The sequence below is a fragment of the Streptomyces sp. NPDC088766 genome (assembly GCF_044750845.1).
Lineage (GTDB): Bacteria > Actinomycetota > Actinomycetes > Streptomycetales > Streptomycetaceae > Streptomyces.
This window is the reverse complement of sequence record NZ_JBIVKQ010000014.1, coordinates 96059-117725: the sequence shown is the minus strand read 5'-3', so window position 1 is coordinate 117725 and position 21667 is coordinate 96059. Positions and strand designations below refer to the sequence as shown.

17 protein-coding genes are annotated in these 21667 nt (G+C 70.1%); 16 read left to right on the top strand and 1 reads right to left on the bottom strand.

The window, feature by feature from the left end; all coding sequences use genetic code 11:
• The first annotated feature begins 11 nt into the window (after nt 1–11).
• Complete coding sequence (locus tag ACIP5W_RS20790; protein ID WP_401475317.1) at nt 12–1298, top strand: geranylgeranyl reductase family protein; 1287 nt, start codon at nt 12–14, stop codon at nt 1296–1298.
• Between the two features lie 288 nt (nt 1299–1586).
• Here ACIP5W_RS20790 and ACIP5W_RS20785 read toward each other — a convergent pair whose 3' ends face one another.
• Nucleotides 1587–2405, bottom strand: coding sequence for a C40 family peptidase (locus ACIP5W_RS20785; RefSeq protein ID WP_401475314.1), 819 nt, complete (start codon nt 2403–2405; stop codon nt 1587–1589).
• Between the two features lie 711 nt (nt 2406–3116).
• On the opposite strand from ACIP5W_RS20785, the gene ACIP5W_RS20780 reads away from it, so the two are divergent.
• The 15 genes from ACIP5W_RS20780 to recQ all read left to right on the top strand — a co-directional run bounded on the left by ACIP5W_RS20780 (nt 3117) and on the right by recQ (nt 21627).
• On the top strand, nt 3117–3476 hold the full coding sequence (locus ACIP5W_RS20780) for an NADH-quinone oxidoreductase subunit A (RefSeq protein WP_007383963.1): 360 nt from the start codon (nt 3117–3119) through the stop codon (nt 3474–3476).
• A gap of 14 nt (nt 3477–3490) precedes the next feature.
• Nucleotides 3491–4045, top strand: coding sequence for an NADH-quinone oxidoreductase subunit B family protein (locus ACIP5W_RS20775; protein WP_029381065.1), 555 nt, complete (start codon nt 3491–3493; stop codon nt 4043–4045).
• A complete protein-coding gene (locus ACIP5W_RS20770; protein ID WP_401475310.1) occupies nt 4042–4797 on the top strand; it encodes an NADH-quinone oxidoreductase subunit C in 756 nt (251 codons plus the stop codon). The genes ACIP5W_RS20775 and ACIP5W_RS20770 overlap by 4 nt, the downstream gene beginning before the upstream one ends.
• Complete coding sequence (locus ACIP5W_RS20765) at nt 4794–6170, top strand: NADH-quinone oxidoreductase subunit D (protein ID WP_401475307.1); 1377 nt, start codon at nt 4794–4796, stop codon at nt 6168–6170. The genes ACIP5W_RS20770 and ACIP5W_RS20765 overlap by 4 nt, the downstream gene beginning before the upstream one ends.
• Entirely contained in the window at nt 6167–7039 is an 873-nt protein-coding gene (gene nuoE, locus ACIP5W_RS20760) for an NADH-quinone oxidoreductase subunit NuoE (protein WP_401475304.1), read from the top strand. Before ACIP5W_RS20765 ends, nuoE begins: the two co-directional genes overlap by 4 nt.
• Entirely contained in the window at nt 7039–8385 is a 1347-nt protein-coding gene (nuoF, locus tag ACIP5W_RS20755) for an NADH-quinone oxidoreductase subunit NuoF (RefSeq protein WP_382787252.1), read from the top strand. The genes nuoE and nuoF overlap by 1 nt, the downstream gene beginning before the upstream one ends.
• Nucleotides 8382–10889: an NADH-quinone oxidoreductase subunit G gene (locus ACIP5W_RS20750; RefSeq protein WP_401475300.1), complete on the top strand. Its 2508-nt coding sequence runs from the start codon at nt 8382–8384 to the stop codon at nt 10887–10889. Before nuoF ends, ACIP5W_RS20750 begins: the two co-directional genes overlap by 4 nt.
• Nucleotides 10886–12247, top strand: a complete 1362-nt coding sequence (gene nuoH / locus ACIP5W_RS20745; protein ID WP_401475297.1) for an NADH-quinone oxidoreductase subunit NuoH — start codon at nt 10886–10888, stop codon at nt 12245–12247. The genes ACIP5W_RS20750 and nuoH overlap by 4 nt, the downstream gene beginning before the upstream one ends.
• A complete protein-coding gene (gene nuoI / locus ACIP5W_RS20740; protein WP_401475294.1) occupies nt 12240–12890 on the top strand; it encodes an NADH-quinone oxidoreductase subunit NuoI in 651 nt (216 codons plus the stop codon). Before nuoH ends, nuoI begins: the two co-directional genes overlap by 8 nt.
• Nucleotides 12887–13729, top strand: a complete 843-nt coding sequence (locus ACIP5W_RS20735) for an NADH-quinone oxidoreductase subunit J (protein ID WP_401475291.1) — start codon at nt 12887–12889, stop codon at nt 13727–13729. The genes nuoI and ACIP5W_RS20735 overlap by 4 nt, the downstream gene beginning before the upstream one ends.
• The gene (nuoK, locus tag ACIP5W_RS20730; protein WP_003974374.1) at nt 13726–14025 is read left to right on the top strand and encodes an NADH-quinone oxidoreductase subunit NuoK; all 300 of its coding nucleotides are present in this window, start codon (nt 13726–13728) and stop codon (nt 14023–14025) included. The genes ACIP5W_RS20735 and nuoK overlap by 4 nt, the downstream gene beginning before the upstream one ends.
• Nucleotides 14026–14040: 15 nt before the next feature.
• On the top strand, nt 14041–16032 hold the full coding sequence (gene nuoL / locus ACIP5W_RS20725; RefSeq protein WP_401475288.1) for an NADH-quinone oxidoreductase subunit L: 1992 nt from the start codon (nt 14041–14043) through the stop codon (nt 16030–16032).
• Between the two features lie 5 nt (nt 16033–16037).
• Nucleotides 16038–17609 carry an NADH-quinone oxidoreductase subunit M gene (locus ACIP5W_RS20720; RefSeq protein WP_401475285.1) on the top strand — a complete coding sequence of 524 codons (1572 nt, stop codon included), beginning with the start codon at nt 16038–16040 and terminating at the stop codon, nt 17607–17609.
• Nucleotides 17606–19255: an NADH-quinone oxidoreductase subunit NuoN gene (gene nuoN, locus ACIP5W_RS20715; protein WP_401475282.1), complete on the top strand. Its 1650-nt coding sequence runs from the start codon at nt 17606–17608 to the stop codon at nt 19253–19255. The genes ACIP5W_RS20720 and nuoN overlap by 4 nt, the downstream gene beginning before the upstream one ends.
• A 260-nt stretch (nt 19256–19515) precedes the next feature.
• On the top strand, nt 19516–21627 hold the full coding sequence (gene recQ / locus ACIP5W_RS20710) for a DNA helicase RecQ (RefSeq protein ID WP_401475279.1): 2112 nt from the start codon (nt 19516–19518) through the stop codon (nt 21625–21627).
• The last annotated feature ends 40 nt before the right edge of the window (nt 21628–21667 follow it).

Sequence of the window (21667 nt, the reverse complement as noted above, 5' to 3'; positions counted from 1 at the left end):
GAGAACCCGCCGTGACCGAGCCCCTCTCCGAAAACACCGCCGATGTGATCGTGGTCGGCGCGGGGCCGGCCGGCTCCACGACCGCGTACCACCTCGCCAAGGCCGGCCTCGACGTACTCCTGCTGGAGAAGACCGAGTTCCCGCGCGAGAAGGTCTGCGGCGACGGCCTCACCCCGCGCGCCGTCAAGCAGCTCGTCGCCATGGGGATCGACATCTCCGAGGAGGCCGGCTGGCTGCGCAACAAGGGACTGCGCATCATCGGCGGCGGCGTCCGCCTCCAGCTGGACTGGCCGGATCTCGCCTCCTTCCCGGACTACGGCCTCGTCCGCAAGCGCGACGACTTCGACGAGCAGCTCGCCCGCCAGGCCCAGAAGGCGGGCGCCCGGCTCTACGAGCGCTGCAACGTCGGTGCGCCCGTCGTCGACGACCGCACCGGCCGGATCACCGGCGTGCACGCCAAGCTCGGCGAGGAGAAGCGCGAGGTCACCTTCCGTGCCCCGCTCGTCGTCGCCGCCGACGGCAACTCCACCCGGCTCTCCCTGGCGATGGGCCTGCACCGCCGCGAGGACCGCCCCATGGGCGTCGCGGTGCGCACCTACTTCACCAGCCCCCGCCACGAGGACGACTACCTCGAGTCCTGGCTCGAACTCTGGGACCGGCGCGGGCCGGGCGAGGACCGCCTGCTGCCGGGCTACGGCTGGATCTTCGGCATGGGCGACGGCACCTCCAACGTGGGCCTGGGCGTCCTCAACACCTCCGACTCCTTCAAGGAGCTGGACTGGCGCGAGGTCCTGAAGGCCTGGTGCGCCTCCATGCCGCAGGACTGGGGCTACACGCCGGACAACATGACCGGCCCCATCCGCGGGGCCGCGCTGCCGATGGCCTTCAACCGCCAGCCGCACTACACGCGCGGCCTGCTGCTCGTCGGTGACGCCGGCGGCCTGGTGAACCCCTTCAACGGCGAGGGCATCGCCTACGCGATGGAGTCCGGCCAGCTCGCCGCCGACGTCATCGTCCAGGCCCACGCCCGCTCCACCCCCGCGGGACGCGAACTCGCCCTCCAGCGCTACCCCCGCGTCCTCAAGGACACCTACGGCGGCTATTACACGCTGGGCCGCGCCTTCGTGAAGCTCATCGGCAACCCGAAGGTCATGAAGATCGCGACCCAGCGCGGCCTGACGCACCCGCTGCTGATGAAGTTCACGCTCAAGATGCTCGCCAACCTCACCGACCCCACCGGCGGCGACGCGATGGACCGCATCATCAACGGACTCAGCAAGGTGGCCCCCAAGGCCTGACCGGACGCGCGCGGCCGCGCGGCGCGGCGGTGGGGCGTGGCAGCGCGGCGTGGCAGCGGGGACAGGGGCGGCCGGGACCGGGCCGGTCCCGGCGCGACGGCCGTGGCGGTCCCGGCCGGGGTGCTCCCGGGAGAGGCCGCGGCGGCCCGGCGGGCGAACACCCGGTCCCGTCGGTCCGCCACCTGCCGCGGCGCGTCCCCGTGCTCCCGCCCGGAGAGCCCGAAGGGCCGCAGCCCCCGAGCGGCTGCGGCCCTTTTGGTGGATCCGTGCGTTTCGGATCCGTGCGTCTCAGAGCACCCGCACCGCGCCCGACGCCGGGTAGCCGGAGAGGTCCTGGATCACCACACCCTTGGAGGGGTTGGCCGCGTCGAGGTACTGGCCGTCCCCGATGTAGACGCCCACGTGGTACGCGGAACCCTTCCCGCCCCAGTACAGGATGTCGCCGACCTGGAGATTGGACAGCGACACGTCCGTGCCGGCCATCGACTGGTCCTGCGAGACCCGCGGGAGGTCCACGCCGACCTGACGGAACGCGGCCTGCACCAGGCTCGAACAGTCCCAGGCGTTGGGGCCGGTGGCGCCCATGACGTACGCGTCGCCCACCTGGGCCTTGAGGAAGGAGATGACCGTCGCGACGCTGCCGCTGGCCGGAGCGGAGACGGTCGTCGAGGTGGCGAGGGTGGTCCGCTCCGAGGAACGGGACACGGCGGCCTCGGCGGCCGCCTTGCGGGCCTCCTCGGCCTTCTTCTTCGCCTCGGCCTTCTTGGCGGCGGCGAGGTCCTTCCTGGCCTCCTTCGCGGCCGCCGCGGCGGCCGCGTCACGCTCCGCCTCGAGCTGGTAGTTCGCGGCGGCCTGCTGCGTGGCGTTCGCGGACTGCGCGATCTGTGCGGCCACGTCGCCCGTCAGCACGGGCAGTTCGAGCGTCTGCGTCACCGGCTCGGCGGCGTTGGCCGATCCGGCCGCGGTGGCCACGGCCAGCGAGCCGAGTACACCACTGGCGACTCCGGCCCGCATCGCGATCGTCGACGCGCTGCGGCGGGGTTTCCGGTGGCTGCGTATGTGAGCGGTGTGGGACATGGGTACAAGCGGTATCAGGGGCTCCTCCATACCTTCAAGAAACGTGTGCTGCGCCACAATTGTTCAACGGGGGCCCCGAACACCTGCCGCAGCACCCTTTATTGACGCCGTAACGGACATTGCGGACGCGGGTGCTCAAGCCTGTGATCATGGCCTTTCGTCGTTACGTCCGGATTGCCCCGCGCCTACCACTGGTTGAGATCGTTGGCCAAGCCCGGCTCCTGGCCGACCCCCGCGAGTGTGGCGGAGGTCACGGAACGATTAACGGAAGGCCCGCGTCCGACGCGAGCGGTACGGCCGGTTCCGCTCGTGAACGCGTGCACGCGTCCACTTCGACCCCCGCGGCTCCCCCTGATGTGTGAACGGGTCCACTACCAAGGCGCCCCGTCCAACGCCAATTTGCATGCAGCGGAACCCTCTTGATATAGAGACTACCCTCGTGACCTGCGGCGACGAGAGTAAATGTCACTTCTTGTGATCACTCTGACGCTTCGCGTGCGAAGATCACCGCTGATATGACTTCATGATCCTTCGTCAGGTGGTGGAGATCACAAAGCTTGTGCAATACCCCGTGTCGCAGATCACAGAGCCGCAGGCATAGGATGCGAGGCAGTTGGGCTTGTGACCTGCTTCACATGTTCGCGATCTTCGTCGGTGACGGTGGGGTTCGTGGGGCCGGTGAGGCGGATGCGAGCCCCGACATCGCCAGCAGTCAGTGCCGACTGAGAGGAGCGAGGAGCGGTGAACGCGTATGCGCCCATCCTCGTACTGGGAGCCCTCGGGGCAGGCTTTGCGATCTTCTCCGTGGTCATGGCCACGCTGATCGGGCCGAAGCGGTACAACCGCGCCAAGCTCGAGGCCTACGAGTGCGGTATCGAGCCGACCCCCACGCCGGCCGGCGGCGGGCGCTTCCCCATCAAGTACTACCTGACGGCGATGCTCTTCATCGTCTTCGACATCGAGATCGTCTTCCTCTACCCCTGGGCCGTCACCTTCGACGCCCTGGGGGTTTTCGGGCTCGTGGAGATGTTGCTCTTCGTGCTCACCGTCTTCGTCGCCTACGCCTACGTGTGGCGGCGCGGCGGCCTGGAATGGGACTGAGGGGCCTTTAAGCCATGGGACTCGAAGAAAAGCTGCCGAGCGGTTTCCTGCTGACCACCGTCGAACAGGCCGCGGGATGGGTGCGCAAGTCGTCCGTCTTCCCCGCCACGTTCGGCCTCGCCTGCTGTGCCATCGAGATGATGACCACCGGCGCCGGCCGCTACGACCTGGCGCGTTTCGGCATGGAGGTCTTCCGCGGTTCGCCCCGTCAGGCGGACCTGATGATCGTGGCCGGCCGGGTCAGCCAGAAGATGGCGCCGGTGCTGCGGCAGGTCTACGACCAGATGCCGAACCCGAAGTGGGTGATCTCCATGGGGGTGTGCGCCTCCTCGGGCGGCATGTTCAACAACTACGCCATCGTCCAGGGCGTCGACCACATCGTCCCCGTCGACATCTACCTCCCCGGCTGCCCGCCGCGCCCCGAGATGCTGATGGACGCGATCCTCAAGCTCCACCACAAGATCCAGAACTCCAAGCTGGGCGTGAACGCCGAGGAAGCGGCCCGCGAGGCGGAGGAAGCGGCGCTCAAGGCCCTGCCCACGATCGAGATGAAGGGGCTGCTGCGGTGAGCGACGCCAACGGCACCGGCGCAGGGGCCGAGGGAACCAACCCCGAGAAGGACCTCTCCGCCTCCAACCTCCCCGGACAGCGCGGCCAGGGCGGCGAGGAGATCCGCGTCCAGCGCGGCATGTTCGGCGCCGACGGCGGCGGCGACACCTCCGGTTACGGCGGCCTGGTCCGCTCGGTGCGCCTGCCCGGTGCGAGCGCCCGCCCCTACGGCGGCTGGTTCGACGAGGTCGCCGACGAACTCGAGGGCGCGCTGGAGGAGCAGGGTCTCCTCCCCGAGAACGCCATCGAGAAGACGGTCGTCGACCGCGACGAACTCACCTTCCACGTCGAACGCGAACACCTCGTCCGGGTCGCCCGCACCCTGCGAGACGACCCGGCCCTGCGCTTCGAACTCTGCACGGGGGTGAGCGGCGTCCACTACCCGAACGACAAGGGCCGCGAACTGCACGCCGTCTACCACCTGCGCTCGATCACCCACAACAGGCTGATCCGGCTCGAGGTGAGCGCTCCGGACTCCGACCGCCGCATCCCGTCCCTGGTCTCCGTCTATCCGACCAACGACTGGCACGAGCGCGAGACCTACGACTTCTTCGGGATCGTCTTCGACGGTCACCCGGCCCTGACGCGGATCATGATGCCGGACGACTGGCAGGGCCACCCGCAGCGCAAGGACTACCCCCTCGGCGGCATCCCCGTCGAATACAAGGGCGCCCAGATCCCGGCTCCGGACCAGCGGAGGTCGTACTCGTGAGCACTCCCAACCCGTCGCCCGGCCACCACCCCTCATCGAGTCCCTCCGGGACCACCTCCTCGACGGCATCCGCACGCGAGACCACCGAAGGCACCGTCTACACGGTCACCGGTGGCGACTGGGACGAGGTCGTCCAGTCCGCGGCCCGCGCCGACGACGAACGCATCGTCGTCAACATGGGGCCCCAGCACCCCTCCACCCACGGGGTGCTCCGCCTGATCCTGGAGATCGACGGCGAGACGGTCACCGAGGCCCGCTGCGGCATCGGCTACCTGCACACCGGCATCGAGAAGAACCTCGAGTTCCGTACGTGGACACAGGGCACCACCTTCGTGACGCGCATGGACTACCTGACGTCCTTCTTCAACGAGACCGCCTACTGCCTCGCCGTCGAGAAGCTCCTCGGCATCGAGGACCAGATCACCGACCGAACCAAGATCATCCGGGTGCTCCTGATGGAGCTGAACCGGATGTCCTCCCACCTGGTGTGCATCGCCACCGGCGGCATGGAACTCGGCGCCACCACGATCATGATCTACGGATTCCGTGATCGTGAACTCATCCTCGACATCTACGAACTCATCACCGGCCTGCGGATGAACCACGCGTACATCCGCCCCGGCGGACTCGCCCAGGACCTGCCGCCCGGCGCGGTGGACCAGATCCGCGAGTTCGTGAAGAAGATGAAGAAGAACCTCCCGGAGTACGACAAGCTCGCCACCGGGAACCCCATCTTCAAGGCCCGCATGCAGGACATCGGCTACCTCGACCTGGCGGGCTGCACGGCCCTCGGCGCCACCGGCCCGATCCTGCGCGCCACCGGCCTGCCGCACGACCTGCGCAAGGCGCAGCCCTACTGCGACTACGAGACGTACGACTTCGACGTCCCGACCGCCGACTCCTGCGACGCCTACGGCCGTTTCCTGATCCGCCTGGAGGAGATGCGCCAGTCGCTCAGGATCGTCGAGCAGTGCCTGGACCGGCTCCAGCCCGGCCCGGTCATGGTCCCCGACAAGAAGATCGCCTGGCCCGCCCAGCTCGCCCTGGGCCCGGACGGCCTGGGCAACTCCCTCGACCACATCAAGAAGATCATGGGCACCTCCATGGAGGCCCTGATCCACCACTTCAAGCTGGTCACCGAGGGCTTCCGGGTCCCGCCGGGGCAGGCGTACGCGGCCGTCGAATCCCCCAAGGGCGAACTCGGGGTGCACGCCGTGTCCGACGGCGGCACCCGCCCCTACCGGGTCCACTTCCGCGACCCGTCCTTCACCAATCTTCAGGCCATGGCGGCGATGTGCGAGGGCGGCCAGGTCGCCGACGTGATCGTCGCCGTGGCGTCCATCGACCCCGTGATGGGAGGCGTCGACCGGTGACCACCTCTTCTTCGGAGCGGGGCGTCAGCCTGGGCATGCCCGAGCTGCCCGCGCCCGCCTACCCGGACGACGTCCGGGCCCGGCTGGAGACCGACGCACGCGAGATCATCGCCCGCTACCCCGACTCCCGCTCCGCGCTCCTGCCGTTGCTGCACCTCGTGCAGTCGGAGGAGGGACACGTCACGCGCACCGGAATGCGGTTCTGCGCGGACGTCCTCGGCCTGACCACCGCCGAGGTCACCGCGGTCGCGACCTTCTACACCATGTACCGGCGCCGGCCGAGCGGTGACTACCAGGTGGGCGTGTGCACCAACACCCTCTGCGCGGTGATGGGCGGGGACGCCATCTTCGAAGCGCTCCAGGACCACCTGGGCGTCGGCAACGGCGAGACCACCGACGACGGCAAGGTCACCCTGGAGCACATCGAGTGCAACGCGGCCTGCGACTACGCGCCGGTCGTGATGGTCAACTGGGAGTTCTTCGACAACCAGACCGTGCAGAGCGCGAAGCGGCTGGTGGACGACCTGCGGGTCGGCCGTACCGTCTCGCCCACGCGCGGGGCGCCGCTGTGCACCTTCAAGGAGACCGCCCGGATCCTGGCGGGATTCCCCGACGAGCGCGAGGGCGCCGTCGACGCGAGCGGCAGCGCGGGACCGGCGTCGCTGGTGGGCCTTCGCCTGGCGAAGGGGGAGGCCGCACCCGCGCGCGTGGTCCATCCACGCGACGGCGGACCGCACGACGCGCCGCAGGACCGGACCGTGCACGACCCGTCACCCACGCAGCACCTCAGTTCGCACGACGCGCCGCAGGACACGTCGGCCTCCGACCCGGCCCACCCGGCAGGGCCCACCGCCGAGGAGGGGGAGTGATGACCTTGGCACCCGAGCTGAAAGACACCGGCCCCGAGAAGCTGCTGGCACCCGTGCTGTCGGCCTTCTGGGACGAGGACAGGTCCTGGACGCTGGACGTGTACCGAAGGCACGAGGGATACGAGGGGCTCCGCAAGGCGCTCGCCATGTCGCCGGACGACCTGATCGCGTACGTCAAGGAATCCGGTCTGCGCGGCCGCGGTGGCGCGGGATTCCCGACGGGAATGAAATGGCAGTTCATTCCCCAGGGGGACGGGAAACCGCACTATCTGGTGGTCAACGCCGACGAGTCGGAGCCGGGAACCTGCAAGGACATCCCGCTCCTCTTCGCGAACCCGCACAGCCTCATCGAGGGCATCGTGATCGCGTGCTACGCCATCAGGTCGTCGCACGCCTTCATCTATCTGCGGGGCGAGGTCGTCCCCGTTCTGCGGCGGTTGCACGAGGCCGTGCGCGAGGCATACGCGGCGGGCTACCTCGGCGAGAACATCCTGGGCAGCGGACTCGACCTCGAACTCACCGTGCACGCCGGCGCCGGCGCGTACATCTGCGGTGAGGAGACCGCGCTGCTGGACTCGCTCGAAGGCCGCCGCGGCCAACCGCGGCTGCGTCCCCCCTTCCCTGCCGTCGCGGGCCTCTACGCGTGCCCGACCGTGGTGAACAACGTCGAGTCGATCGCGTCGGTTCCCGCGATTCTGCAGAACGGCAAGGAATGGTTCAGGTCGATGGGCAGCGAGAAGTCCCCGGGCTTCACGCTCTACTCGCTCAGCGGCCACGTCGCCAGCCCCGGCCAGTACGAGGCCCCCCTCGGCATCACCCTCCGTCAGCTCCTCGAGATGAGCGGCGGCATGCGGCCGGGCCACCGCCTCAAGTTCTGGACGCCGGGCGGCTCCTCCACCCCGATGTTCACCGACGAGCACCTCGACGTCCCTCTCGACTACGAAGGAGTGGGCGCCGCGGGTTCCATGCTCGGCACGAAGGCACTCCAGTGCTTCGACGAGACGACCTGCGTGGTGCGGGCCGTGACCCGCTGGACCGAGTTCTACGCCCACGAGTCCTGCGGCAAGTGCACACCCTGCCGCGAAGGCACCTACTGGCTGGTGCAGCTGATGCGGGACATCGAGGCCGGCAAGGGCGCCATGTCCGACCTCGACAAGCTCAACGACATCGCCGACAACATCAACGGCAAGTCCTTCTGTGCCCTCGGCGACGGTGCCGCCTCGCCGATCTTCTCCTCGCTCAAGTACTTCCGCGAGGAGTACGAGCAGCACATCACGGGCCGCGGCTGCCCCTTCGACCCGGCCAAGTCGACGGCCTGGGCCGACCGCACGGAGGTGAACGCATGACGGTGACCACCAGCGCTCCCTCCGGGGGCGGAGAGGCGGCTCTCCCGCCGGAGGAGCTCGTGACGCTGACCATCGACGGCGTGGAGATCAGCGTGCCCAAGGGCACCCTGGTCATCCGGGCCGCCGAACAGCTCGGCATCGAGATCCCGCGCTTCTGCGACCACCCGCTCCTCGACCCGGCCGGCGCCTGCCGCCAGTGCATCGTCGAGGTCGAGGGCCAGCGCAAGCCGATGGCGTCCTGCACGATCACGTGCACCGACGGGATGGTGGTCAGGACCCAGCTCACCTCCCCGGTGGCCGAGAAGGCGCAGCACGGTGTGATGGAGCTGCTCCTCATCAACCACCCGCTGGACTGCCCGGTCTGCGACAAGGGCGGCGAGTGCCCCCTGCAGAACCAGGCCATGTCGCACGGCAACGCCGAGTCCCGCTTCGAGGGCCGCAAGCGGACCTACGACAAGCCCGTCCCGATCTCCACGCAGGTGCTGCTCGACCGTGAGCGCTGCGTGCTGTGCGCCCGCTGCACCCGGTTCTCCAACCAGGTCGCGGGCGACCCGATGATCGAACTGATCGAGCGGGGCGCGCTCCAGCAGGTCGGTACCGGCGAGGGCGACCCCTTCGAGTCGTACTTCTCCGGCAACACCATCCAGATCTGCCCGGTGGGCGCGCTCACCTCGGCGGCCTACCGGTTCCGCTCGCGGCCCTTCGACCTGATCTCCACGCCGTCCGTCTGCGAGCACTGCTCCGGCGGCTGCGCGACGCGCACGGACCACCGGCGCGGCAAGGTCATGCGACGGCTCGCCGCAGACGACCCCGAGGTCAACGAGGAGTGGGTCTGCGACAAGGGGCGGTTCGGGTTCCGGTACGCCCAGCAGCGCGACCGGCTCGACACCCCGCTCGTGCGCAACGCCGAGGGCGACCTCCGACCGGCCTCCTGGCCGGAGGCGTTGCAGATCGCGGCCCAGGGGCTGCTCGCCTCGCGCGGCCGGACCGGCGTCCTGACCGGCGGCCGCCTGACCGTCGAGGACGCCTACGCGTACAGCAAGTTCGCGCGCGTGGCGCTCGACACCAACGACATCGACTTCCGCGCGCGCGTGCACAGCAGCGAGGAGGCCGACTTCCTGGCGTCCAGGGTGGCGGGCCGCGGCCGTGACCTCGACGGCAGCGGCATCACGTACACGACGCTGGAGAAGGCGCCCACCGTCCTGCTCGTCGGGTTCGAGTCCGAGGAGGAGGCGCCCGGCGTCTTCCTGCGGCTGCGCAAGGCCTGGCGCAAGCACGGGCAGAAGGTGTTCTCGCTGGCCACCCACGCCACCCGCGGCCTGGAGAAGGCCGGCGGCACACTGCTGCCGGCCGCTCCGGGCACCGAGACCGAGTGGCTGGACGCGCTGACCAGCGGCGTCGGCCTGGAGGACGAGCCGGGGAGCAGGGCCGCCGAGGCGCTGCGCGCCGGCGGCGCGGTGATCGTCGTCGGCGAGCGGCTCGCCGCCGTCGCGGGCGGCCTCACCGCCGTCGTACGGGCGGCCACCGCGACCGGGGCGGACCTGGTGTGGATCCCGCGCCGGGCGGGGGAGCGGGGCGCCGTCGAGGCGGGCGCGCTCCCGTCGCTGCTGCCGGGCGGACGTCCGGCCACCGACCCGCGCGCGCGGGAGGAGGTCGCCGCCGCCTGGGGCGTCGCCGAACTCCCGCCGCGCCACGGCCGGGACACCGGGCAGATCATCGAGGCCGCCGCGAGCGGCGAACTGCAGGCACTGCTCGTCGCCGGGGTGGAGGTGGCCGACCTGCCCGACCCGCAGCGCGCGCGTGAGGCGCTCGCCGAGGCCGGCTTCGTGGTGTCGCTGGAGCTGCGCCCCGGCGAGGTCACCGACCGTGCCGACGTCGTCCTGCCCGTCGCCGCGGTCGCCGAGAAGGCGGGGGCCTTCCTCAACTGGGAGGGCCGGGTGCGCTCCTTCGAGGCCGCGCTCAAGCCCGACCAGATGACGCGCCGTCCGGCACCGACCGACGCGCGCGCGCTGCAGATGCTCGCCGACGCCATGGACGTCCACCTGGGCCTGCCGGACCTGCGCACCACGCGCGCGGAGCTGGACCGGCTCGGCGCCTGGGACGGGCCGCGCGCCGCCGCACCGCTGGACACCGCCGGCGTCCTGCCGCGGCCCGCCGCCGGTGAGGCCGTGCTCGCCGGACACCGCCTGCTGCTCGACCAGGGCCTCCTCCAGCAGGGCGACGAGGCGCTCGCCGGCACCCGGCACGCCGCCCACGCGCGCGTGTCCGCCGCCACGGCCGCCGAGGCCGGCGTCAAGGACGGCGACACGCTCGCCGTGACCGGTACCGCGGGGACGGTGGAACTGCCCCTGCGGATCACCGAGATGCCCGACCGGGTGGTGTGGCTCCCGCTGAACTCCACGGGCGGGGGCGTCGCCTCCGACACCGGGGCCCGGCCCGGTTCCCTCGTCCGCATCGGCCCGGCGACGCTCGCCGCCGAGGCCCCCAAGGAGGTGGAGGCATGAGCCCGTACCTCGCCGCTGAAGACCTCTCGATGTTCGGCCGCGACCCCTGGTGGCTGGTCGTGATCAAGGCGGTGTTCTGCTTCGCCTTCCTGATGCTGACCGTGCTGTTCTCCATCGTCTGGGAACGCAAGGTCGTCGCCTGGATGCAGCTGCGCATCGGACCCAACCGGCACGGCCCCTGGGGCATGCTCCAGTCGCTCGCCGACGGCATCAAGCTGATGCTCAAGGAAGACCTCGTCGTCAAACGCGCCGACAAGGTGGTGTACGTCCTCGCGCCGGTCGTCGCCGCCGTCCCGGCCTTCATGGCGATCGCGGTGATCCCCTTCGGTCCGGCCGGCAACGAGATCTCGATCTTCGGACAGCGCACCACGATGCAGCTCACCGACCTGCCGATCGCGATGCTCTACATCCTCGCGGTCGCCTCGGTCGGCATCTACGGCATCGTCCTGGCGGGGTGGAGCTCCGGATCCACCTATCCGCTCCTGGGCGGCCTGCGCTCCTGCGCGCAGATGATCTCGTACGAGATCGCGATGGGCGCCGCGTTCGCCTCGGTGTTCCTCTACTCCGGGTCGATGTCGACGTCGACCATCGTCGAGCAGCAGCAGGACCGCTGGTACATCCTCCTGCTGCCGGTCTCCTTCGTCCTCTACATCGTCACGATGGTCGGCGAGACGAACCGCGCCCCGTTCGACATGCCGGAGTCCGAGGGCGACCTGGTCGGCGGCTTCAACACCGAGTACTCGTCGATCAAGTTCGCGATGTTCATGCTCGCCGAGTACGTGAACATGGTGACGGTCTCGGCCGTGGCGACCACGCTCTTCCTCGGCGGCTGGCGGGCCCCCTGGCCGGTCAGCACCTTCTGGGAGGGCGCGAACCACGGCTGGTGGCCGATGCTCTGGTTCGTCGTCAAGGTGCAGCTGCTGCTGTTCTTCTTCATCTGGCTGCGCGGCACGCTGCCCCGGGTCCGCTACGACCAGCTCATGAAGCTCGGCTGGAAGGTCCTCATCCCGGTCTCGGTCGTCTGGCTGATGCTCGTCGCCACCGTGCGGACCCTGCGCAACGAGAACTACGACTTCGCCGACATCGCCCTCTACGTCGGCGGCGGCGTCCTGGTCCTGCTGCTGCTCTCCTTCGTCGCGGACATGTTCCGCGGCGGCGGCAAGGAGGAGCCGGCCCCGGCCGAGCCCGCCGCCTTCGACCCGATGGCGGGCGGCTTCCCCGTACCGCCGCTGCCGGGACAGGAGCTGCCGCCCGTGCCCAGGCGCCGTCCGCGCCGGGAGCGGGAGCTGATTGTCAGTGGTGGGCCCGATACTCACAGTGACGGATCTCTGGAGGGAAAGGAGGCGTCCGATGGCTGAGGAGCCCCAGGAGGCCGGGCGGTCGAAGCCCGGCTTCCAGAACCCGGTAGCCGGTTTCGGCGTGACCTTCAAGGCCATGTTCAAGAAGCGGCTCACCGAGCAGTACCCCGAGCAGGAGAAGACCACCGCTCCCCGGTTCCACGGACGGCACCAGCTCAACCGCCATCCGGACGGTCTGGAGAAGTGCGTCGGCTGCGAGCTGTGCGCGTGGGCCTGCCCGGCCGACGCCATCTACGTCGAGGGGGCCGACAACACCGAGGAGGAGCGCTACTCCCCGGGCGAGCGGTACGGGCGCGTCTACCAGATCAACTACGCCCGCTGCATCCTGTGCGGCCTGTGCATCGAGGCGTGCCCCACCCGCGCGCTGACGATGACCAACGAGTTCGAACTGGCCGACAGCAGCCGCGCCAACCTGATCTACACCAAGGAGCAGCTGCTGGCCGGCCTGGACGAGGGCATGGTCGACAGCCCGCACGCCATCTACCCCGGCATGGACGAACAGGACTACTACCGGGGCCTGGTGACGGAGGCCGCGCCCGGCACCGAGCGGCAGGTCGCGCTCTCCAAGGGCGAGGTCCCGCAGGAGGCCGCCGCCACGTCCGGCGAGGGCGAGCCCGCCTCCGGGGAGGTGATCGGCCGATGAGCGCTCAGCTCGCCGCCTACTCCACCTCCACCGGCGAGGCGGTCCAGTTCTGGGTGCTGGGCACCGTCGCGGTGATCGGCGCCCTGTGCACCGTCTTCATGAGGAGGGCCGTGCACAGCGCGCTCTGCCTCGCCGGAACCATGATCGTCCTGGCGGTGTTCTACCTCGCCAACGGCGCCTACTTCCTGGGCGTCGTGCAGATCGTCGTCTACACCGGCGCGATCATGATGCTGTTCCTGTTCGTGGTGATGCTCGTCGGCGTCACCGCCGCGGACTCCCTGAAGGAGACCATCAAGGGCCAGCGCTGGCTGGCCCTCGTCTGCGGCCTCGGCTTCGGCATCCTGCTGCTCGCCGGCATCGGCAACGCCTCCCTGACCGAGTTCGGCGGTCTCACGGAGGCCAACGCGGGCGGCAACGTGGAGGGCCTGGCGGCCCTCATCTTCACCAAGTACGTCTTCGCCTTCGAGATCACCGGCGCCCTGCTCATCACGGCCGCCGTCGGCGCCATGGTGCTCACCCACCGCGAGCGCACCGAGCGGGCCAAGACCCAGCGCGAGCTGTCCGAACAGCGCGTCCGCGAGGGCGTCCACCTGCCGCCGCTGCCCGCGCCCGGTGTGTACGCGCGGCACAACGCCGTGGACATCGCCGGCCTGCTGCCCGACGGCACCCCCTCCGACCTCACCGTCAGCAAGACGCTGCGGGAGCGCGGCCAGGTCCGGGACGTGTCCGCCGAGGCGCTCAACGACCTCAAGGCGATCGAGCAGCGCGCCACGGAGCGCCTGGAACGCACCCCGATCGAGCCGCCTACCTTCAAGCGGGCCGAGGAGGCGTCGAAGTGAACCCCGTCAACTACCTCTATCTCGCCGCCCTGTTGTTCACGATCGGCGCGACGGGCGTCCTGATCAGGCGCAACGCGATCGTCGTGTTCATGTGCATCGAGCTGATGCTCAACGCCTGCAACCTCGCGTTCGTCGCCTTCTCCCGCATGCACGGCAACCTCGACGGCCAGATCATCGCCTTCTTCACGATGGTCGTCGCCGCAGCGGAGGTCGTGGTGGGACTCGCGATCATCGTGTCGCTGTTCCGTTCCCGCCACTCGGCCTCGGTCGACGACGCCAGCCTGATGAAGCTGTAAGGGGTCGGAAGAATCGTGGAGAACCTGATTGCGCTGCTGATCGCGGCGCCCCTGCTCGGAGCGGCCGTCCTCCTGGTCGGCGGCCGGCGGCTCGACGCCGTCGGCCACTGGCTCGGCACACTGCTGGCGGCCGTCTCCTTCGTGATCGGCCTCGTCCTCTTCGCCGACCTGCTCGGCAGGAACGCCGACGACCGGACACTCACGCAACACCTGTTCAGCTGGATCCCGGTCGAGGGCTTCCAGGCGGACGTCGCCTTCCGCGTCGACCAGCTGTCGATGACGTTCGTCCTGCTGATCACGGGCGTCGGCTCGCTGATCCACCTGTACTCGATCGGGTACATGGAGCACGACGAGCGCCGCCGCCGCTTCTTCGGCTACCTGAACCTGTTCCTGGCGGCGATGCTCCTCCTGGTCCTCGCCGACAACTACCTGCTGCTGTACGTCGGCTGGGAGGGCGTCGGCCTCGCCTCCTACCTGCTGATCGGCTTCTGGCAGCACAAGCCCAGCGCCGCCACCGCGGCGAAGAAGGCCTTCCTGGTCAACCGCGTCGGTGACGTGGGCCTGTCGATCGCCATCATGCTGATGTTCACCACCTTCGGCACCTTCGCCTTCGGTCCCCTGCTCGGCACGCCCGAGGAGGCCGGGCTCGCCGGCGGTGCGAGCGAGGGCACGCTCACCGCGATCGCCCTGATGCTGCTGCTCGCGGCCTGCGGCAAGTCCGCCCAGGTGCCGTTGCAGTCCTGGCTGGGGGACGCCATGGAGGGCCCGACGCCCGTCTCGGCCCTCATCCACGCGGCCACGATGGTGACCGCCGGCGTCTACCTGATCGTCCGCTCCGCGGCGATCTTCAACCTGGCGCCCGACGCGCAGCTCGTCGTCACGATCGTCGGCGCCGTCACGCTCCTGTTCGGTGCGATCGTCGGTTGCGCGAAGGACGACATCAAGAAGGCCCTGGCCGGCTCGACCATGTCGCAGATCGGCTACATGGTGCTGGCCGCCGGCCTCGGCCCCATCGGTTACGTCTTCGCGATCATGCACCTCGTGACGCACGGCTTCTTCAAGGCCGGCCTGTTCCTCGGCGCCGGCTCGGTCATGCACGGCATGAACGACGAGGTCGACATGCGCAAGTACGGCGGCCTGCGGAAGTACATGCCGGTCACCTTCATCACCTTCGGCCTCGGCTACCTCGCCATCATCGGCTTCCCGGGCCTGTCCGGCTTCTTCTCCAAGGACAAGATCATCGAGGCCGCCTTCGCCAAGGGCGGCACCGAGGGCTGGATCCTCGGCGGCTGCGCGCTGCTGGGCGCGGCCATCACGGCGTACTACATGACGCGCGTGATGCTGATGACGTTCTTCGGCGAGGAGCGCTGGAAGAACCGGCCCACCCGCTCGCCCGAGGCGCCCGGCGCCGAGCCCGCCGCCGCACACGACGGCGGGGCCGCGTCCGGTCACGCCGCTGCCGCGACGGGGGAGCCGCACCCGCACGAGTCCCCGAGGTCCATGACGATCCCCATGATCGTGCTGGCCTTCGGATCGGTCTTCGCCGGCGCCTTCTTCAGCATCGGCGACCGCTTCCTGCACTGGCTGGAGCCCGTCACGGGACACAGCCACGGCGACGCCCCGGTCAGCGCGCTCACGGTCACCCTCGCCACCATGGTGGTGCTGGTGATCGGCGTCGCGGCCGCCTACCTCCAGTACGGCCGCCGCCCCGTCCCGGTCGTCGCCCCGCGCGGTTCCCTGCTCACCAGGGCCGCCCGGCGCGACCTCCTCCAGGACGACTTCAACCACGTCGTCCTGGTCCGCGGCGGCGAGCACCTCACCCGGTCCCTGGTGTACGTCGACCACACCCTGGTCGACGGCGTCGTCAACGGCACGGCGGCCTCGGTCGGCGGCCTCTCCGGGCGCCTGCGCAAGCTCCAGAACGGCTTCGCGCGGTCGTACGCGGTCTCGATGTTCGGCGGTGCGGCGGTCCTCGTCGCCGCGACCCTGCTGATGAGGGCGGTCTGATACCGATGTCCTTTCCTCTGCTGACAGCGACGGCGGCGCTCCCCGCGATCGGGGCGGTCGCCACGGCCGCCGTCCCGGCCGCGCGGCGCAACGCCGCCAAGACGCTGGCCCTGCTGTTCTCCCTCGCCACGCTCGTCCTCGCGATCGTCGTCTTGGTCCGCTTCGACCCGGACGGCGACCGCTACCAGCTCACCGAGTCCCACTCCTGGATCGCCGAGTTCGGCGTCCGGTACGAACTCGGCGTGGACGGCATCGCGGTGGCGCTCATCGCGCTCACGGCGCTGCTGATCCCGTTCATCGTCCTCGCGGGCTGGCACGACGCCGACCCACTGGAGACGGGCAGCCGGCGGTGGCGGCCGACGCAGGGCTTCTTCGCCCTGATCCTCGCCGTCGAGGCGATGGTGATCATCTCCTTCGAGGCCACCGACGTCTTCCTCTTCTACATCTTCTTCGAAGCCATGCTGATCCCGATGTACTTCCTCATCGGCGGCTTCGGGGACCGGGCCCACGAGCACGGCGAGGAGACGGCGTCCACCCAACGGTCCTACGCGGCCGTGAAGTTCCTGCTCTACAACCTGGCCGGCGGACTGATCATGCTGGCCGCGGTGATCGGGCTGTACGTGGTCGCGGGGAACTTCTCGCTGACGGAGATCGCCGAGGCCCGGGCCAACGGCTCGCTCGACATGGCGACGAACACCGAACGCTGGCTGTTCCTCGGCTTCTTCTTCGCCTTCGCCGTGAAGGCGCCCCTGTGGCCGCTCCACACCTGGCTGCCCAACGCCATGGGGGAGGCCACCACCCCGGTCGCCGTCCTCATCACGGCGGTCGTCGACAAGGTCGGCACCTTCGCGATGCTGCGCTTCTGCCTCCAGCTCTTCCCGGAGGCCAGCAAGTGGGCCACGCCCGTGGTCCTCGTCCTCGCCGTGATCAGCATCATCTACGGCGCGCTGCTCGCCGTCGGGCAGCGGGACATCAAGCGGCTGGTGGCGTACGCGTCGATCTCGCACTTCGGCTTCATCATCCTGGGCATCTTCGCGATGACCAGCCAGGGCCAGTCCGGCGCGACGCTCTACATGGTCAACCACGGCATCTCGACGGCCGCCCTGATGCTGGTCGCCGGCTTCCTCATCTCGCGGCGCGGCTCGCGGCTCATCGCCGACTACGGCGGCGTGCAGAAGGTCGCCCCCGTGCTCGCCGGCACCTTCCTGATCGGCGGCCTCGCGACCCTGTCGCTGCCGGGACTGGCGCCGTTCGTGAGCGAGTTCCTGGTCCTGGTGGGGACGTTCTCGCGCTATCCGGCGATCGGCATCGTCGCCACGTTCGGCATCGTCCTCGCCGCGCTCTACACCCTCGTCCTCTACCAGAGGACGATGACCGGTCCCGTCAGACCCGAGGTCGCCACGATGCCGGACCTCCGCGCGCGTGAGCTGATGGTCGTCGCCCCGCTGATCGTTCTGCTGATCTTCCTGGGCGTCTACCCGAAGCCCGTCACGGACATCGTCGACCCGGCGGTCAAGCAGACGCTGTCCGACGTACACAAGAAGGACCCCCGGCCCGAGGTGGAGGCGGCCAAGTGAGCACAGCAGTCGTCCACAGCCTGTGGACAACCGCGGCCGACCCGATCTCGAAGATCGACGCGCCGAAGATCGAATACGCACAGCTGTCGCCCACCCTGATCGTCGTGGGCGCGGCCGTCGTCGGGATCCTGGTCGAGGCGTTCGTGCCGCGCAGGTCCCGCTACCACGCACAACTGTTCCTGTCCGTCGTCGCGTTGATCTCCGCGTTCGCCGCGGTGGTGGCGCTGGCGGCGGACGGATACGGCACCACCAAGGCACACATCGCGGCGATGGGCGCGATCGCGGTCGACGGACCGGCCCTGTTCCTCCAGGGCACGATCCTGCTGTCCGCCCTGGTGGGCCTGTTCACCTTCGCCGAACGGCGGCTCGACCCCGAGGCGCACGGCAACCGCGTCGACTCCTTCGCCGCCCAGGCCGCCTCCGTGCCGGGCAGCGACAGCGAGAAGGCGGCCGTCAAGGCGGGCTTCACCACCACCGAGGTCTTCCCGCTGCTCCTGTTCGCCGTCGCGGGCATGCTCGTCTTCCCGGCGGCCAACGACCTGCTGACCCTCTTCATCGCCCTGGAAGTCTTCTCGCTGCCGCTGTACCTGCTGTGCGCGCTGGCCCGCCGCAAGCGGCTGCTGTCCCAGGAGGCGGCGGTCAAGTACTTCCTGCTCGGCTCCTTCGCCTCCGCGTTCACCCTGTTCGGCATCGCCCTGCTCTACGGGTACGCCGGCTCGGTGTCGTACGCGACGATCGCGCAGGTCGTCGACGGTACGGTCACCAACGTCAGCCCGGCCCTCGCCGACACCATGGGCAACGACGTGCTGCTGCTCGTCGGCGCCGCGCTGATCGTCACGGGGCTGCTGTTCAAGGTGGGCGCCGTGCCGTTCCACATGTGGACGCCGGACGTCTACCAGGGCGCGCCGACCCCCGTCACCGGCTTCATGGCCGCCGCCACCAAGGTGGCCGCCTTCGGCGCGCTGCTGCGGATCCTCTACGTCGTGCTGCCTGGCCTGCGCTGGGACTGGCGGCCGGTCATGTGGGGCGTCGCGGTCGTCACCATGCTGGGCGGCGCGATCGTCGCGATCACCCAGACCGACATCAAGCGGCTGCTGGCGTACTCGTCGATCGCGCACGCCGGGTTCATCCTCGCGGGTGTCATCGCGACCACGCCGGACGGTGTCTCGTCCGTCCTGTTCTACCTGGGCGCGTACTCGTTCGTGACGGTCGGCGCGTTCGCCGTGGTGACGCTGGTGCGGGACGCCGGCGGCGAGGCGACGCACCTGTCCAAGTGGGCCGGGCTGGGCCGCCGGTCGCCGCTGGTGGCGGCCGTGTTCGCGGTGTTCCTGCTGGCCTTCGCCGGCATCCCGCTGACCTCCGGGTTCGCCGGGAAGTTCGCCGTGTTCAAGGCGGCGGCGGAGGGCGGTGCGGCGCCGCTCGTCGTGGTCGGTGTGATCTCGTCGGCGATCGCCGCGTTCTTCTACATCCGCGTCATCGTCCTGATGTTCTTCAGCGAGCCGCGGCCCGAGGGCCCCACCGTCGCCGTGCCGTCCCCCCTGACGATGACGACGATCGGGGTGGGCGTGGCGGTCACCCTGGTGCTCGGCGTGGCACCGCAGTACTTCCTGGACCTGGCGAGCCAGGCCGGGGTGTTCGTGCGCTGACCTGCGGAGCGTGTGCGACGAGCCCCGGTTTCCCGCGGAGGGAACCGGGGCCGTCGTATGCGCCGGAGCGGGTGCGGCGGGCACGTCCGGCGGGCCGGTCCGGCGGCGGCCGGCATCCGGTGGGCGGCCGGCCGGACCGTGCGGAAGCGGCACCGTGCGGGCGACGGATCGTCGCGGGCCTGTGGACAACTCCGGCGGTGTCGGTCCGGACCCCTATCGTGGACGCAGCGGTCGAGGGACGACGTACGGGGGACGGGACGATGCGAGGGACGGGCGGGATCAGGGAGATGCCAGGAACCACCGAGATGCCGGGCACGGAGAGCGAGGCCCTGGCCACGCTCCATCGGGTCTTCGGGTACGAGGCCTTCCGGGGCGAGCAGGGCGAGGTCATCGAGCACGTCGTGGCCGGCGGGGACGCGGTCGTCCTCATGCCGACCGGCGGCGGCAAATCGCTGTGCTACCAGATCCCCTCCCTGGTCCGACCGGGCACGGGCGTCGTCGTCTCCCCGCTGATCGCGCTGATGCAGGACCAGGTGGACGCGCTGCGGGCACTGGGCGTGCGGGCCGGCTTCATGAACTCCACGCAGGACTTCGACGAGCGGCGCACGGTCGAGGCCGAGTTCCTGGCCGGCGAGCTGGACCTGCTCTACCTGGCGCCGGAGCGGCTGCGCCTGGACGCCACGCTGAACCTGCTGTCGCGCGGCAAGATCGCCGTCTTCGCCATCGACGAGGCCCACTGCGTGTCCCAGTGGGGGCACGACTTCCGCCCCGACTACCTCGCCCTCTCCCTGCTGGGCGAGCGCTGGCCCGACGTCCCCCGGATCGCGCTCACCGCCACGGCCACCCACGCGACGCACCAGGAGATCACGCAGCGGCTGCGCATGCCGACGGCCCGGCATTTCGTGGCGAGCTTCGACCGGCCCAACATCCAGTACCGGATCGTGCCGAAGGCCGACCCCAGGAAGCAGCTGCTGAGCTTCCTGCGCGAGGAGCACGCGGGCGACGCGGGCATCGTCTACTGCCTGTCGCGCAACTCCGTCGAGAAGACCGCCGAGTTCCTCTCCCGCAACGGCATCGAGGCCGTGCCGTACCACGCCGGTCTGGACTCGGGCACGCGTGCGGCACACCAGTCGCGGTTCCTGCGGGAGGAAGGCCTGGTCGTGTGCGCGACCATCGCCTTCGGCATGGGCATCGACAAGCCGGACGTGCGGTTCGTCGCCCACCTCGACCTGCCCAAGTCGATCGAGGGCTACTACCAGGAGACGGGCCGCGCGGGCCGTGACGGACTGCCCTCGACGGCCTGGATGGCCTACGGCCTCAACGACGTCATACAGCAGCGCAAGATGATCCAGTCGAGCGAGGGCGACGAGGCGTTCCGGCGCCGGGCCGCCGCCCACCTCGACTCGATGCTGGCACTGTGCGAGACCGCCCGGTGCCGTCGCGGGCAGCTCCTGGCCTACTTCGGCCAGGAACCGGACCCGAAGGGCTGCGGCAACTGCGACACCTGCCTCGCACCCCCACAGACCTGGGACGGCACGGTCGCGGCGCAGAAGGTGCTGTCGACGGTGGTGCGGTTGCAGCGGGAGCGCGGCCAGAAGTTCGGCGCGGTGCAGATCGTCGACATCCTGATGGGCAAGCGCACGGCCAAGGTGATCCAGTTCGACCACGACCAGCTGTCGGTGTTCGGCATCGGCGAGGAGCTGTCCGAGGGCGAGTGGCGCGGCGTCGTGCGGCAGTTGCTGGCCCAGGGGCTGCTCGCCGTCGAGGGGGACTACGGCACGCTGGTGCTCACGGACTCCAGCGGGGAGGTGCTGCGCCGCGAGCGCGAGGTGCCGCTGCGCAAGGAACCGGAGAAGCCGGTCACGCCGAAGACGTCGGGTTCCTCCACCGGCAGGGGCAAGGCGAAGGCCGCCGCGGTCGAACTGCCCGAGGCACTGCTCCCCGCCTTCGAGGCCCTGCGCGCCTGGCGCGCCGAACAGGCCCGCGAGCAGGGCGTGCCGGCGTACGTCATCTTCCACGACGCCACGCTGCGGGAGATCGCCACGGCCTGGCCGACGTCCGTGCGGGAGCTGGGCGGGATCAGCGGAGTCGGCGAGAAGAAGCTGACGACGTACGGGGAGGGAGTGATCGGCGTGCTGGCGTCCCTGGGCGAGGCCCCGGCCCCGGCGTCCGGCGTTGTCCCGGCATCCGGCGTTGCCCCCGACGCCGGGACGGACCCGGGCTCCGGAACGGACCTGGGCTCCGGGAGGGCCTCGGGCTCCGGGAGAGCCTCCGACGCCGTGTCCGCCGCGGGCGGGGCACCCCCTGCCGAGGGGGCCGACGACCACTGGCCCGAGATGGATGAGGAACCGGAGCCCGAGGACTGGAGATAGGCGCCCGGACACCGGGGACCGGAGCTCCGGGTTCCAGTCG